13 protein-coding genes (1 of these 13 only partly in view) are annotated in these 14,453 nt (G+C 62.3%); 1 reads left to right on the forward strand and 12 read right to left on the reverse strand.

What is annotated here, in order from left to right:
- The 5 genes from groL to ELEN_RS14165 all read right to left on the reverse strand — a co-directional run.
- Positions 1-1,023: the 5' portion of a chaperonin GroEL gene (gene groL, locus ELEN_RS14145; protein WP_009305183.1), read on the reverse strand. It extends 615 nt beyond the left edge of the window; 1,023 of the gene's 1,638 nt are visible here — the first part of the coding sequence; the start codon lies at positions 1,021-1,023; its stop codon lies beyond the left edge, outside the window.
- A gap of 177 nt (positions 1,024-1,200) precedes the next feature.
- Positions 1,201-1,488, reverse strand: a complete 288-nt coding sequence (locus ELEN_RS14150) for a co-chaperone GroES (RefSeq protein ID WP_009305184.1) — start codon at positions 1,486-1,488, stop codon at positions 1,201-1,203.
- 266 nt (positions 1,489-1,754) lie between these two features.
- Positions 1,755-2,441, reverse strand: coding sequence for a response regulator transcription factor (locus ELEN_RS14155; RefSeq protein ID WP_009609029.1), 687 nt, complete (start codon positions 2,439-2,441; stop codon positions 1,755-1,757).
- Positions 2,442-3,683, reverse strand: a complete 1,242-nt coding sequence (locus ELEN_RS14160) for a sensor histidine kinase (protein WP_015761425.1) — start codon at positions 3,681-3,683, stop codon at positions 2,442-2,444.
- A gap of 87 nt (positions 3,684-3,770) precedes the next feature.
- A complete protein-coding gene (locus ELEN_RS14165) occupies positions 3,771-5,354 on the reverse strand; it encodes a helix-turn-helix domain-containing protein (RefSeq protein ID WP_009609056.1) in 1,584 nt (527 codons plus the stop codon).
- 190 nt (positions 5,355-5,544) lie between these two features.
- Between ELEN_RS14165 and ELEN_RS14170 the strand changes: the two genes are divergently transcribed.
- Positions 5,545-7,029: an FAD-dependent oxidoreductase gene (locus tag ELEN_RS14170; protein WP_233975688.1), complete on the forward strand. Its 1,485-nt coding sequence runs from the start codon at positions 5,545-5,547 to the stop codon at positions 7,027-7,029.
- A gap of 63 nt (positions 7,030-7,092) precedes the next feature.
- Here ELEN_RS14170 and ELEN_RS14175 read toward each other — a convergent pair whose 3' ends face one another.
- The 7 genes from ELEN_RS14175 to ELEN_RS14205 form a co-directional block, all read right to left on the reverse strand.
- A complete protein-coding gene (locus ELEN_RS14175) occupies positions 7,093-8,724 on the reverse strand; it encodes an FAD-dependent oxidoreductase (RefSeq protein ID WP_009609042.1) in 1,632 nt (543 codons plus the stop codon).
- A gap of 204 nt (positions 8,725-8,928) precedes the next feature.
- On the reverse strand, positions 8,929-10,464 hold the full coding sequence (locus tag ELEN_RS14180; RefSeq protein ID WP_009305190.1) for an FAD-dependent oxidoreductase: 1,536 nt from the start codon (positions 10,462-10,464) through the stop codon (positions 8,929-8,931).
- A gap of 159 nt (positions 10,465-10,623) precedes the next feature.
- A complete protein-coding gene (gene nadE, locus ELEN_RS14185) occupies positions 10,624-11,466 on the reverse strand; it encodes an NAD(+) synthase (RefSeq protein ID WP_009305191.1) in 843 nt (280 codons plus the stop codon).
- A gap of 197 nt (positions 11,467-11,663) precedes the next feature.
- On the reverse strand, positions 11,664-12,314 hold the full coding sequence (gene hypB, locus ELEN_RS14190) for a hydrogenase nickel incorporation protein HypB (protein ID WP_009305192.1): 651 nt from the start codon (positions 12,312-12,314) through the stop codon (positions 11,664-11,666).
- A gap of 2 nt (positions 12,315-12,316) precedes the next feature.
- Positions 12,317-12,688 (reverse strand): hydrogenase maturation nickel metallochaperone HypA, encoded by a 372-nt coding sequence (hypA, locus tag ELEN_RS14195; protein ID WP_009305193.1) that lies wholly within the window; start codon positions 12,686-12,688, stop codon positions 12,317-12,319.
- Between the two features lie 156 nt (positions 12,689-12,844).
- Complete coding sequence (tatC, locus tag ELEN_RS14200) at positions 12,845-13,675, reverse strand: twin-arginine translocase subunit TatC (protein WP_009305194.1); 831 nt, start codon at positions 13,673-13,675, stop codon at positions 12,845-12,847.
- A 3-nt stretch (positions 13,676-13,678) separates the two neighbouring features.
- The gene (locus tag ELEN_RS14205) at positions 13,679-14,416 is read right to left on the reverse strand and encodes a Sec-independent protein translocase subunit TatA/TatB (protein ID WP_009609086.1); all 738 of its coding nucleotides are present in this window, start codon (positions 14,414-14,416) and stop codon (positions 13,679-13,681) included.
- Positions 14,417-14,453: the final 37 nt, after the last annotated feature.

Below are 14,453 nucleotides of genomic sequence, written 5' to 3' on the forward strand. Positions count from 1 at the left end.
GTCGATGGCCTTCTTGTCGCCGGCGCCGTCCACGATGAGGGCGGAGTCCTTCGTGACCTTGACCGTCTTGGCATGGCCCAGCATGTCGATGCGGGCGTCGGCCATGGTCATGCCGAAGTCCTTGTCGATGACCTGCGCGCCCGTGACGGCGGCGATGTCCTCGAGGATGCGCTTGCGGCGATCGCCGAAGCCGGGAGCCTTGATGGCGACGCAGTTGAACGTGCCGCGCAGCTTGTTCAGCAGGATGGTGGCCAGCGCTTCGCCCTCGACGTCCTCGGCAACGATGAACAGCGGACGACCGGACTTCATGATCTCCTCCAGCAGGGGCACCATGTCCTGGATGTTGGTGACCTTCTGGTCGGTGAGGAGGATGTAGGGATCGCTGAGGACGGCCTCCATCTTCTCCATGTCGGTGGCCATGTACGGCGAGATGTAGCCGCGCTCGTACTGCATGCCCTCGACGATGTCCATGTCGATGCCGAACGTCTGGCTCTCCTCGACGGAGATGGCGCCGTCCTTGCCCACGGCATCCATGGCCTCGGCGATCTTCTCGCCGATCTCGGCGTCGCCGGCGGAAATGGTGCCGACGTTCGCGATCTGCTCCTTGGTGGAGACGGGGGTGGCGTCGGCCTTGATGGCCTCGACCACAGCGTCGGTGGCCTTCTGGATGCCGCGACGGATGCCCAGGGCATCGGCGCCGGCGGTCACGTTGCGCAGGCCCTCGGACACGATGACGTCAGCCAGCAGCGTGGCCGTCGTGGTGCCGTCGCCGGCGACGTCGTTCGTCTTCACGGCCACTTCGCGAACCAGCTGGGCGCCCATGTTCTCGATGGGGTCCTCGAGCTCGACTTCCTTGGCCACGGTTACGCCGTCGTTCGTGATCAGCGGAGCACCGTAGGACTTCTCCAGCGCCACGTAACGACCCTTGGGCCCGAGCGTCACCTTGACGGCGTCGGCCAGCTTGTTGACGCCGGCAGCAAGCGCGCTGCGCGCGTCGGCTTCGAACTTAATCTCTTTAGCCATATTGCTCATATCCTTTCAACCTGACGGCTTTTCGTGGCGGCCTCCTAGCCGCTCAGAACCCGGGAGCTTTCGCACACGGCCAATAAGGCCGCTTAGCTCAAGCACCCGGAACCTTCGTGGCTATGAGCCTCACCACGAAAACCCTGCTATTACCAACGTTGAATCAACCGGCGCCTTTTATGCAAACACAGCGTAGAGGTCGTCACCGCGGAGGATCAGCACGTCCTCGCCTTCGACGTTGATCTCGGTGCCGCCGAACTTGCCGTACACGACCTTGTCGCCGACCTTCACGGGAACGGGAACGAGGTTGCCGTCCTTGTCGAGCTTGCCCTCGCCCACGGCCAGAACGGTACCGCTCTGGGGCTTTTCCTTCGCCTCCGTCGCGAGGAACAGACCCGAAGCGGTGGTCTCCTCAGCCTCGTCCTGCTTGACGATAACGCGATCACCCAGAGGTTTCAAATTCATAACGTTGCCTTCCTTTCGTCCGACGTATGCACGAACCCGTTTGTCGCATGTTCGCTATTTAACCACTCAGCAGTGGTGACTGCTAGCACTCATCGGTAACGAGTGCTAAACACTGCGTTATCATAGCATCATCAACACTGAATGCAAGGGCATTCAAAGAAATCTGAGCGCTCGTGACTGAGATTTTGCGCAATCGTCAAACGATCATCACAATTTACTCGAGTCGCCATTTGGCATGCGGCATCAGTTCGCTTGCCACCGAACGGCTACCGGATGCCTGGCCTCACGAGGCCGCCTTCGTAGGCTCGGACAACGAGCTGGGCGCGGTCGTGGGCATCGAGTTTCGCCATGATACGGGCCAGGTGCGTTTTCACCGTGGCGGGCGAGATGAACAGCTCGGAACCTATTTCGTCATTCGTGAAACCTCGCGCAACCAGGGCGAGGATCTCGCGCTCGCGGTCGGTAAGAGTGCGTAGACCGGCCGCAACGGCTGCAGCACCGCCGAGCGAAGCCGGCCGTGCAGCGACGAACGTCTCTATAAGGCGGCGCGTGATAGAGGGCTCGATGAGCGCATCGCCCTGGGCGACGACGCGCACCGCGGAAGCGATCTCGTCGGGCTCGGCATCTTTGAGCAAAAAGCCGCTGGCCCCGGCGGCCAAAGCATCGTACACGTATTCGTCCAGATCGAACGTCGTGAGGATGAGCACATGCACGTTTTCAAGCGCGGCATCGTCGCGAATGGCGCGCGTGGCCTCGATGCCGTTCATACGCGGCATCCGAATGTCCATGAGCACCACGTCGGGATGCAGCCGCGACGCCAGTTCCACCGCTTCATGGCCATCGCGCGCCTCGCCTACCACGTCGATGCCGTCGTACGACATCAGTATGAGCTTGAAACCGCTGCGGACGAGATCTTGATCGTCCGCCACCAGCACCTGCACGCGCTCTTCCACTTACGCCTCCGCTCCCTTCATCGGCAAGCAGGCAACCACGCGGAAGCCGCCGCCGGCTCGATCGCCCGCCGAAAACGTGCCGCCCAACAGGTGCACGCGCTCGGCCATGCCGGCAATGCCGTGCCCCTCTCCGTCGACAGCCTGGGGCAGCGCGCCCGATGCGGCCGCGGACGCCGAGAGCCCGCACCCGACGCCATCGTCTTCCACCACCAAACGCGCCCGTCCGTCCTCGACGGCCAGGCGGATGAGCGCCTTGTGAGCACCAGCATGGCGCACGATGTTCGTAGCAGCCTCGCGGGCGATGCCGAACAACGCCATGTCCACGTGGGCCGGCACGTCCGCACGACAGTAGGCGGCCGCGTCGAGCGTGGTTTCGATTCCGGCGTTTCCGAGGTAGGCACGCAAATCGTCCAACCGCTCGGTACCGGATGTCGGCGACGTTTCGGCCGCGTCATCGCCGCAGCGCAGCACGCCGATCATGCTGCGAATGTCAGCGAGCGCGCCTTTCGCAGTGGTGCGCACGGCGGAGATAGCCTCCTTCGCCGCGGCGGGATCGCGATCGATCATGCGCTCGGCAGCCGCCGCCTGAATGCTGACCGCCGACAGCGAATGCGCCGTGATGTCGTGGACTTCGCGCGCGATGCGCACGCGCTCCTCCTCCACACGCCGAGCCGCCTCTTCCTCGCGGGTGCGCTCGGCTTCGGCAGCGCGATCCTCGGTGGCCTTGACGTAGGCGCGATGGGTTCGATACGCATAGCCAGCCAAGCCGGCGGCCACCGCGAGCACAATATTCTGGAAACGCGTGAACAGCACCATGTTGGCCGTGGCGGCATGGGCATCGGCGAACAGAAGGCCGGCCACCGCTAGAAGTACCGCCGCGACCGTCTCGGCACGACCGCGCTCGCTGGCGATGGTGTACAGGGCGACCACCGGGCCCACGATGGTGAGCGAGAACCCGTTGAACGCGTTCTGCAAACCTAGAAACGACACGAGGCAGAACAGGAACACGGGCCACGGGAACCTACGGCGCACGACGAGCGGCAACGTGGTGACCGCCAGCGCTACGAACACCTGCACGTTAGGCACCACGTTCACCATGCCGAGATACTGGCGCAGCGCCAGATCGGGAATCACGATGGACGAAGCGGCCAACATGAGCTGCACGCAGCCGAACAGGAACGCCGCTGCCGTTACCGCGACATCGAACCCCCAATCCTTGGGACCCATCGGTCGGTTGTTCATCAGAAAGGTATCCATGACCCCATACTACGCGACCCGCCCGAGGTGCGCCATACCCCAGCCGATGTATGTTCGCCCGATGGCGACCTTTCAACGCTCCAGAAGGTCAAGCAGTTCCTGGCGCGTGTGCACGTCGAGCTTGGAATAGATGTTGCGCACATGGCTGCGCACCGTGTTCTCGGTGACGAACAGCGCGTCGGCGATGTACGCCTTCGTCCTGCCACGTGCAAGGTAGACGAGGATCTCGGCCTCACGCTCGGTCAAGCCCCCTTCCCGGGCGACGCTTGCACAGCACGCGTCAAGCGTCGAGTCGATCTCGGGCACCGAAACCGAATCGGTTCCGACCGCGCTCTCGTTCGGCGCATCGGCAGAAGCCTCTTCGGCGCGTCGTCGCTTGCGATCGCGCGAGAAGAACACGAGCGCCATGCACAGAGCATACAGCACCACGACGATGATCACGAGATAGCGCATCGTATGCTCGGCCTCGTCGCCCGGACCGCCGCCGGCGACCCCGGCCGCGTACCCCGACAACAGCGCCACGGCCAGGCATACGCGCGCGACGCCCATAGCCACGCCCATCAGCACGTAGGGCGATACCTTGCGCGTCTGTGCCGCCTCGGCGATAAGATAGGTGATGAGCAGCGCGACGAAGTAGTAGCTGCCGAGCAACAGCATGGAGAACACCAGGTTGTAGCGCTCGCTGAGAAACGGCAGGAACACCAGCATGGCCGCGAGCACGGGCATGACCACACGCGATACCGTGGACACCTTGGGGATGCGATGCGCAACGAACACGATGAAGCAGAACACGACGATTGCGCCCACAATGGCCGCAGCCGACACGGCTCCCGAGCCCTCGAAATCGATGGATCCCGCCAGCATGAAGCTGTTGAGCAACCCGATGACGGCTTCCAGCACGAAAAACGCCACCAGCGAGTCGCCCAACTCCAAAAATGCATCGCGATACGCGCCCCAACGAGCCCGCAAGGAAGTTTTCGAAGAAAGCGCTTCGGCAGGTTCGGCGGATACCGTTTCGGCGATCGGCCGTTCGTTATGCGTTTCCACCTCGCAGGAAGCGGCTCGCAACCGACGGCGCACAAACCACGCGCACAGACCCGAGACGAGCAGCAAAACGCAGCTCGAACGCATCTGGACGTCTCCGGGCAACGGAGATAGCACCGAGGAAACCACCACGTTCAGCAACATGCCGAGCGCAATCTGCACCACGATGGAGCTGGGCCGGCTCGCCGAGAGCACCTCGATCCAGAACAGCGACAGCATGACGCTGCCCGCACCGTACAGCAAGCCGGGAACCAGCAGCGCTAGATCAGGCGGCAGCGACAAGATCACGCCCAGCAACGCAGCGAGGTTCCCCGCCAACAACAATGCCGTCGGCAGCACGTATGGCATGGTGTTCGCCTTGAGACGCCCCGTCCAGGCAAGGGTGACAGCGACGGCCGAGCACACGATGATGGAACATGCCACCACTACGTTGAAGAACAGATCGGGCACGAACATGAAGGGCGCCTTCACGAACGCGTATGCGGAGAGGTAGACGTTCGAATTCACGCCGCGATACAATCCGAAACCCAAAATGACCACGGCTGAGTATACAGCGGGATGAGCCCACGCGCGCGACGGCTGTTTTTGTCTGTTCCCTCCCGTTTCCCTCATAGGGGCATCATACCGGAAACGTCGGAAGCGCACGAAGCAAACATGCAGGATTCCGGCCTTCCACAGCAATTTAGTCCGAAACGGACGGTGACGATTCCCCAGATCGAACGTAGGGTGAACCAGTCGTCGCTCAACCGCGACGCAAAGGAGCCATCATGCGACAACAGGGAGGAACAGTATGGAATCAGCAATGAATCGCCGCAATTTCCTGAAGGCAGCCATCGCCTCGGGTGCGGTTATCGCCGCAGGCGGCGCACTGGCAGGATGCTCGCCGAACGGCGGCTCGACCGGCGGATCCGGCGAGGCCGAACAGGTGGTTGGCACCGCCCCCGTCTCGTTCAGCGAAGAAACCGACGTTCTCATTCTGGGCACGGGCATCGCCGGCATGTCGGCAGCCATGGATCCGGTCGAAGCCGGCCATAAAGTGATGCTCGTGGACAAGCTCGACCGCGTGGGCGGAGAGAGCTTCATCGCTTGCGGCGTCATGAACGTCGTTGGATCAAAAATGCAAAAAGACGCCGGCATCGAGGGCGACCCCGAGCAAATGTGGGAGAAGTTCCTGCCCGTGCTCGAGAAAAAGGGCGAGACCGACGACATGGACTACAAGCACAACGTCTACGTCTACCAAACCGAATGGGCGAACCGCGTGGCCGCCGACTACGGTTCGGTGTTCCAACCCATCACCGACTACATGAACACGGGCGCGCCCACGTCCATGCTGTTGCCCGGCAACGGCATCGGCGACATGCAGGCGGTGCTGACGCCGCTGCAGAAGGGCTTGGAGCAGAAAGGCGCCACGTACAAGCTGAACCTGCGCGCCACGAACTTCATCGTGGACGGAGAGGGAGCGCCCATCGGCGTGCGCTTCAACGACGAGAAGAACAACAAGACCGTCGATATCCGCGCAAAGAAGATCATCGTGGCCACGGGCGGTTTCTCCTGCAACCAGGAGATGGTTTCCACGTACTTGCCCAGCCAGGCTCGCTTGGGGCCGCTGACCGTGAACTCCATGGGCGAAGGCCACCAGCTGTGCAAGGCCATCGGCGGCGTGTACACCCACATGGACATGGAAGCGAACCGCATGAGCGACCTCGCTCAGGTGACGGTGTGGGGCTACTTCTCGCCGCAAGTCCAGGTAACCCCGCAGGGCCGCCGCTTCATCAAGGAGGATCAGAGCCACGACTCGCCCGACAAGGCCGTCGAGTTGGGCTTGGGCTTCTGGTGGACCATCTTCGACGATCAGGCCATCAACAGCAGCCAGAAATGGAACGTCGAGATGAACATGAAGAGCAACGCCGACCGCCTCGTGGGCCCGTGCAACTCGCTCGATGAGCTGGCGGCAGCGATGGATGTTCCGGCCGACACACTGAAGGCCACGTTCGAGACCTACGACGCCATGGTGGCCGCAGGCGAGGACACCGAGTTCGGCAAGAAGCTGTTCCTGCAGTCGCTTTCCGCACCGTATTACGCGATGAAGCACTTCCCGTACCGCTACAAGACGCACGGCGGCATGAAGATCACGACCGACAGCCAGTTGACGGACAAGGACGGCAATCCCATCCCCAACGTCTACTGCGCCGGTTCGACCGTGGCCGATAGCGGCAGCGACCTCTCTCCGAACGCGGGCAGCGGCCTCATCTCCGGCAAAGCCGTAGTCGAAGCGCTGAAGGCGTAAAGCATCCTGTCCCCTCCCTCAACGCCGGAAGGCTCCCGCTCCGGGAGCCTTCCGGCGCATTCTCTACCGATCCAGATATTCCAACACGGCATTCGCCGCCTCGCGGCCGCTGTTCACTTGATGGCCGAACGCGACGCCCGGCATGTTGATGGTGTACACGTTGCGGTACAGCATATTGCCGTCGTTGCCGATGGCATAGAGACCCTCGATAGGGTTGCGGCGCCCGTCCAGCACGCGATGCCGCCCGTCGGTGGTGATGCCGCCAACCGAGAAGAAGTAGTTGTACGACAGTTTTGCCAGGTAGAACGGAGGCGTCTCGATGGGCGCCATGAGGCCGGCCGCCTTGCCGAAGTCGCTGTCAGCCCCCTCTCCGCACAGTTCATTGTAGCGATCGACCGCAGCCTTGAGCGCATCGGCGTCGAGGTTGAATCTTCCGGCGAGATCGGCCAAGGAATCGCTCTGGTAGATGCTGCCTCCACCGTTAGCCTTGATCGCGTCGTAGAAGGCTTTCTTCGCATCGTCGTTTTTACCGAAAAACCGATCGAAGATGGCCTGGTCGAAAACCACGTAATTCCCCTTGTTGCCCTTACCCGGAAGGCACTGCAACGCGAGGTTGTCGTTCGCGAGGTCCTCGCGCGTGTAGCGCCGGCACGCCTCGTTCACCCACAGCACGGGACCGCCCGAGGCGATGCCGAAATAGCCGTAGAGCGGGTTTTCAGCCGCATCGTGGAAGTCGATGGGAGGAAAAGCCTCGATAGCGTACAGGATGGACTGAGCCGAATCGGCCATGAAGCTGCATGCGCCGTTGTCCATGGCTATGCGATAGCCGTCTCCTGCAGCGTTCGGCGAGCCCACGATGCGTATGCCATCGGTGTTCCAACCCTGCTCGGCGACGATCTCCTCGTTGCCGCCGAAGCCGCCGGTTGCGAGCACCACCGCCTTCGCGCTGTACCGCACCACGCCCTCGCCTCCGTCTGCGTAGGCGCCGATCACCCTGCCGTTCTTCATGACGAGGCCGTTCACTGCGGTTTTGAGATGCAGCTGCACGCTCAGCTCTTCGAGCCGCGCCTTCATCGGCTCAACGTATCCCACAGCCGCCTTTCCGTCTTTGAACCAGTGGAACGTGGGGAATAGGCCGACGCGATAGTCGTCCACCTTGCCGGAGTACATGACGCCCTGCTCTATGCACCAGGTGATGTTGTCGGCCGACTTGCTCACAAAATCGAGCCATACATCGCCGTTTTGGCGATGCTGACCGCGCGAGAGCTCGGCTTCCATTATCTCGGCTGGCTGCATGTCGATGCCTTGCTCCAGCTGCAACGTGGAATTGACGGCGAACATGCCCTCGACGAAGTTCGCATTGCCGCCCACCTGGTTGCTCTTGTCCACAAGGATGAGATTCGTTCCGTTAAGAGCCGCCTGCACGGCGCACGCCAAGCCGCTGCCGCCTGCACCCACGATAAGCAGATCGGCGTCGTAGGTCTTGTCCACCTTGCTTGGCGCCTTGCTGACGGGCACCGCGCCCCCGTTCGCACCAGAACCGGTTCCGCCGGCGCCGCCGGGGCCGGCGTCTTGCGGCGGCGCGCAGGCGTTCAGGCCGCCCACCATCGCCGCAGCTCCGGTAACGCACGCGCCCGTCAGGAACGCGCGACGGGATATGCCCGCACCACGTTCATCCTCGCTCTCCCCGAACATAGAAGTCCTTCCATCCGCGTCTACGGCCTCTCAAGCAGCACGGATGCGCGCCGCATGCGGCTTTAGTAGGTATGGGGACATTCTGTCATGAGTCTATAGAGACGCGGTATCCGCCGCTTTGCACCTTGGCAACCCGTCGGCAACGCAAAGCGACACCCTGGGACATTAGTCAAAACGAGACAGAGGGACAGGGTTAACGTCTCTTTAGTCAGAAGCTTGCTTCGCAGCATCTTCGTCGTCGAGTGCGGCGGCGACCGCTTTGCCCGCCAGCATGCCGAACGCGCCGTTCGACGCGAGGCCTCCGATGCTTGACGCAGCTGCCGCACCGCAACAGTAGACGTTGGGAATGACGGCGCCGACGACGCTGAGCACCTGACCGGACTGATTTGTTTTCACGCCGCCGTTGGATCTGTACCGCTGCGGCAGCTGTTTAAGCGCGTAGTAGGGGCCTTCCAACTCCTCCAAGAACAACGTGCGCCCGAAATCGCCGTCCTTGCCGTCTTTCACGAAGCCGTTGTAGCGGTCGAACGTGGCGTTCAGCACGTCCGGCGAAACGCCCATGCCCTCGGCAAGCTCGTCCAGGTCGTCGAACGGCCCGATAAGACGCTTTGCGTTCTTGCTGGCCACTTCCGCAACGCTGCGCGATTGGCTGCTCTCGGTCAGCTGCTTTCCGAACACCGTCCACCAGTAGCCGCGCTCCTCCGAGAAGCAGGCGCCCGCCGCAGCGTTCGCGTCGTCCTCGCGCGCGAAACGCTTCCCCAGCGCATCCACGATGACCGTGGGGCCGAACAAGCCCCAGGCGGTCGCCTGCGGCAAGCTGCCGGTAAGCGGCGCAGCCTTGTCCATGTTCACCAGCTGGCCGCCCAAAAGCGCGCACAGCTGCTGACCCTCGCCCATGGAGGCGACGGTGTAGCACCCCACGCGCTCATAATCGGGCGTATGCTCATGCACGAGCGGCTGGCTGCTGGCGAACCCGCCTGTCGCGACAACGATGCGCCGAGCCCGCACGTCGAGCACCGATGCGCCCGACCCTGCATAGAAACGCATCCCGCACGCCGCGCCGTCCTCATCCAAAATGAACGCGACCGCCCGATGGCCCGTAGAAAACGTGGCGCCTTTCGCCGTGAGGGCGTCTCGCAGCGGCATCATAATGCTCTGCATGTCACCGAGGCCGTTCTTCGGCAGCATGATAGCCGCATTCACCTTGCCGTCCACGAAGGTTTTCGGATCGGCGAACTGCGCCCCGTAATCGGATGCCAGGCGATTCGCCCATTCGGTGGCCGCGAAGAACAGGGTCTTTGCGAAATCAAGATCATCGTCGCCTGCAGCGCTCAACTCCTTTTTGCGCGCCCCCCATGCCTCGTCAACCGTCGCATTCACGCCCGCATCCTGCTGCGCAGTCGTGCCGGCGATGCGCATAACGCCGTTCGACTCGTAGCTTTCGCCGCCCAACAGATCAAGTTTCTCGACCACCATAACGGAGCGCTTCGCCTCGAGCGGATCCATGGCGGCAGACAACCCCGCTACCCCGCTGCCCACGATCAACACATCCACGTCAGCATCGAAGGCGATGGGCGGCTGCCCCATTACGCTTGATTGACCAGCGGTTTCGTTGGCTTTGTTCGTCGCCGCCAGAGGATTGTCCGGCAGCTTTCCCGCCTCACATGCGCCGAGGGTTCCGCCCACGGCCAATACCGCAGCGGACAAGCCTGCAAGTTTGAAGAACGAACGACGCTCCACGACGGACGACCTCCTTTGCGACGGAAACGGAAACGAACGGCCTCAGAGTATAGTGACGCGAAAACGTTTTGTCGTGAGGCGCCGACATGCCGTCACGCAATCTGCGCAATGGAGACTGCGAAACGAGCCCAGCGTGCCAAGGGAGGTGCCAAGGGGACGCTACTCGTAGAACGTGGCGTCGGGGCACGGGGGCTCCAAAGCTCGCTTGAATGCGGTCGCGCGCACCGTTCGCAGCACGCGCTCGACGTCGGCCGCATCGAACCCTTCGGACACCAACGCTGCGGCATCCAAGCCGCGATCCACATGCGCTTTCAACAATCGATCGAGCGTCGGGTAATCGATGCCCATGCTCTTCTCGTCTTCCTGGTCGGGTGAGAGCTCGGCGCTGGGCGGCTTTACGAACACATGCTCGGGAATAGGCGGAACCTCGCCGGCGATCTCCGCTTGTCGATTACGCCAGCGGGCGACGGCGAACACGTCGGTTTTGTACAGGCCGCCGATAGGAGCGAACGCGCCGGCCGTGTCGCCGTACAGCGTGGAATACCCCATCATGGCCTCGCTCTTGTTGCCCGTGTTCACCAGCATCCAGCCGTATGCGTTCGACAGCGCCATGAGGCACACCATGCGGCAGCGCGCTTGCGTGTTCTCGGCCGCCAGACCCGAGAGCTTGCCGCCGCACGCCTCGGCAAGCGCGGCCTCGAACGCCCGATACGGTTCCGCGATGGAGACGGTGCGCGTCCGGATTCCGAGGTTGCGAGCCAGATCGAGCGCATCGTCCACCGAGTGGTCGGTGGAGTACGGGCCCGGCATGAGCACGCCGTGCACGCGATCCGCGCCCAGCGCGTCCGCACACATCACGGCGACCAAACTCGAGTCCATGCCGCCCGACAACCCGATGACGACGTCGGAGAATCCAGCGTCGTCCATGAAGCCTTTGAGCGCGTTCACGCAGAGACGATACCGTTCGCTATTCTCCACGACTCCCTCTTCCTCCATCATCATCTCGCAGATCCACCAATATCAGCGAGAAGCGCCAAGGTGCCCGAGATCGCCCGTTTCGCCAGCTGCGCCGCGCGAAGCGCAAGTCCCTTTAGGGAAGCGTGCTTTCGCACGTGAGGGAAAGCGGAAAAGGGGCGAGATCGGGCGCATTGGCGCTTCGCAGCGTCGACTTCGTTCCGACGGCTGACAAGCCGTCGGAACTAAACGGCGCGAATGCGGTTCGCCAGCCACTCGGCCCAGGCGTCCACGCCGTCGCCTTTCGTGGCGGCGATGGGGAAGATGGGAGCCTGCGGGTTGAGCTGCGTGACCGCCGCCTCGAAGGCCTCGCGGTCGAAGTTGAACACGGGCATGGTGTCCACCTTATTGAGCACCACGGCCTCGGCGACCTGGAACACGCCGGGGTACTTGAGCGGCTTGTCGTCGCCCTCAGGCACCGACAAGATCATCACCTTGGCGTTCTCGCCCAAATCGAAGTCGGTGGGGCACACGAGGTTGCCCACGTTTTCCACGATGATGAGGTCGAGGCGCTCGAGGTCCAGCACGTCCACCGCGCGCTTGATCATGGCGCTTTCCAGGTGGCACGCTCCACCCGTGTTGATTTGCACGGCGGCGATGCCCTGCGCCTTGATCTTCTCGGCATCCACGCTGCTGGCGATGTCGCCCTCGATAACGGCGATGTTGAACTCGTCGCGCAGCGCGTCGATGGTGGCCAGGATGGTGGACGTCTTGCCCGAACCGGGGCTGGCAAGCAGGTCGAGCACGAACACGTGGTTCTCGGCGAAACGCTCGCGCAGTTCGGAGGCGATCGCATCGTTCTTCTGGAGGATAGGCTGCTTCAGATCGATTTGCATGGTTAGTCCTCGTTCTCCTCGTCATCGTCGGGAATGTCCACTTCGATGCTGTCGATTTGCAGTTCGCGACCGGCGATGAGCTCGGTGGCGAAGCTGCCGCATTCCGGGCACAGCATATGGAAACGATCGTGCTCGTATTCGGCACCGCATTCCAAGCAGCGGCTTTTCGGCTTCACCATGGTGATTTGAAGCTCGGCGTCTTCGCAAAGCGTGCCTTCCGACAGAGCCTCGAACGCGAACATGAGCGCGTCTTCGATGGCCTCGGTCATCTCTCCAACCGACAGGCTCACCTTCAGCACGCGCGTCGCACCGGCCTGTTGCGCCGATGTCGTCACTGCATCCATCACGCCCGTCATGATTCCCAATTCGTGCATGGTGCTCCTTCGTGCCCGTTCCGCCTCTATCGTTCATGCTTATAGTAGCCCAAGAGTTATTCGCGCGAAGGTATCGATGCGTCAACGGCGCGAATGACTCCTAGAAAAAGCAAAAAGGCCCGTCGATCTCGACGGGCCTTCACCATCAGAATAAGGCTACTTCGATTTCTTGGCCTTCTTGATGCCGAGCTCGGCAGCGCGTTCCTCCGCCTCTTCCGCGTCAAGCTCCTCGTTCTGCTTCTTGATGCGGTTTCGCAGGACGACGCGGGCGATGAGCAAGCTGCCTTCGTACAGCACCAGCAACGCCGCGAACATGAGCAGCATGGTGATCGGCGAAGCGTCCGGCGTGGCCATAGCCGAGACGACCATGAGCACGACGTACACCGTGCGCCAGCTGCCGCGCAGCTTCTTGTACGGGACGATGTCGAAGATGACGAGGTAGAACACGATGAGCGGTAGCTCGAACGCAAAGCCGAAGCCCAGCTCGAACTTGATGATCATGTCGATATAGGTCGACGCTCGCGGCACCACTTCACCCAGACCTGCAGCCTGATCCGTCAGCCACTGAAACGCGGGATCGAGAATAATGAGATAGCAGAAGATCGTGCCGAATATAAACAAGCTCACGGCCGCGGCAAACGTGGGAACGAACCACTTGCGCTCGCTCGGCTTGAGCGCCGGCAGAAAGAACGCAAGAATCTGCCATAGGATAACGGGAGAACAAGCAACGACCGAGGTCCAGATCGATATCTTGAAACGAGTCGCAAACGCCTCGAACGGATCGAGCACGATCGTGCCCGCCAACAAACCATCGGTACCCTCCGGCAGATACGGAGAAATCGGCTGAAGCAAGAACTGGCTGATAATAGGCGTTGCCATGTAGAACACGACTACGGCGATGGCAAGGCAAGCGATGATGCGCACCAGGCGCATGCGGAGCTCGCCCAGGTGATCGAATAGGGGCATTCGTGCCGGTCCGACGGGCATGGCTTACTCCCCCTTCTCGTTCTTGTTGGCCTTGGCGGCCGCTTCGGCGGCTGCCTTCCTGTTCGCCGCGCGCGTTGCAGCGGCCTTCTTCGCCGCGGCAGAGCGTGCGGCAGCCTTCTCGGCATCGGTCTTGGCCGTAGGCTTCGCAGCGCTCTTGGAAGCGGCGGCGGCTTTCGCAGCCGTCGGCTTGGTAGCCGGCTTCTTAGCGGCGGGTTTCGTGCCGTACAGCTCGTCGGGCGACGGCTTCGGCTTCGCGGCGGTCGACTCAGGCTTGGCGGCCGGCTTCGCAGTCTCCGCAGCCTTCGGCTCTTCCGGCTTGGCGAACGATCCGTCGGGCTTGGCCACCGGCTTGGCAGCAGCGGCGGTCGCCGTAGCGGCTGCGGCCGTCGTCGCAGTCGTTTCGGCAGCACCGGCCTTCTCGGCTTCGGCGGCCTTCTTGGCTGCGCGCTCCTTGTCGTAGCGAGCCTTGCGCTCGGAGAAGCTCTCGGTCTTCTCCTCCTTGTCGTCTTTGCCGATCTCGCCGACCTTCGACAGCGCCTCCAGCGGGTTCTTGAACGGCTCATCGGACGTAGGGTCGTAGACCTCCGTCTTGAGCACCTTGTTCATTTCTTCCTGTGCGCTTCTGAACTTGTTGATAGCCTTGCCCAGCGTCTTAGCCATAGCAGGCAGCTTGTCGGGTCCGAAGATCAAAAACCCGAACAGCAGAATGAGGAATAGCTCGAATCCACCTATACCAAACAAAGCAAACCCCTTTGTGCGGTTACTCTACTCTCGACTC

It is taken from the genome of Eggerthella lenta DSM 2243 (assembly GCF_000024265.1).
Lineage (GTDB): Bacteria > Actinomycetota > Coriobacteriia > Coriobacteriales > Eggerthellaceae > Eggerthella > Eggerthella lenta.

What these genes read in the sequence shown, in the direction of transcription:
- ELEN_RS14150 (WP_009305184.1), bottom strand. Translation starts at nt 1,488, where the DNA reads ATGAATTTGAAACCTCTGGGTGATCGCGTTATCGTCAAGCAGGACGAG.
- ELEN_RS14160 (WP_015761425.1), bottom strand. Translation starts at nt 3,683, where the DNA reads ATGAACAACCGACCGATGGGTCCCAAGGATTGGGGGTTCGATGTCGCG.
- ELEN_RS14165 (WP_009609056.1), bottom strand. Translation starts at nt 5,354, where the DNA reads ATGAGGGAAACGGGAGGGAACAGACAAAAACAGCCGTCGCGCGCGTGG.
- ELEN_RS14170 (WP_233975688.1), top strand. Translation starts at nt 5,545, where the DNA reads ATGAATCGCCGCAATTTCCTGAAGGCAGCCATCGCCTCGGGTGCGGTT.
- ELEN_RS14175 (WP_009609042.1), bottom strand. Translation starts at nt 8,724, where the DNA reads ATGTTCGGGGAGAGCGAGGATGAACGTGGTGCGGGCATATCCCGTCGC.
- nadE (WP_009305191.1), bottom strand. Translation starts at nt 11,466, where the DNA reads ATGATGATGGAGGAAGAGGGAGTCGTGGAGAATAGCGAACGGTATCGT.
- hypB (WP_009305192.1), bottom strand. Translation starts at nt 12,314, where the DNA reads ATGCAAATCGATCTGAAGCAGCCTATCCTCCAGAAGAACGATGCGATC.
- hypA (WP_009305193.1), bottom strand. Translation starts at nt 12,688, where the DNA reads ATGCACGAATTGGGAATCATGACGGGCGTGATGGATGCAGTGACGACA.
- tatC (WP_009305194.1), bottom strand. Translation starts at nt 13,675, where the DNA reads ATGCCCGTCGGACCGGCACGAATGCCCCTATTCGATCACCTGGGCGAG.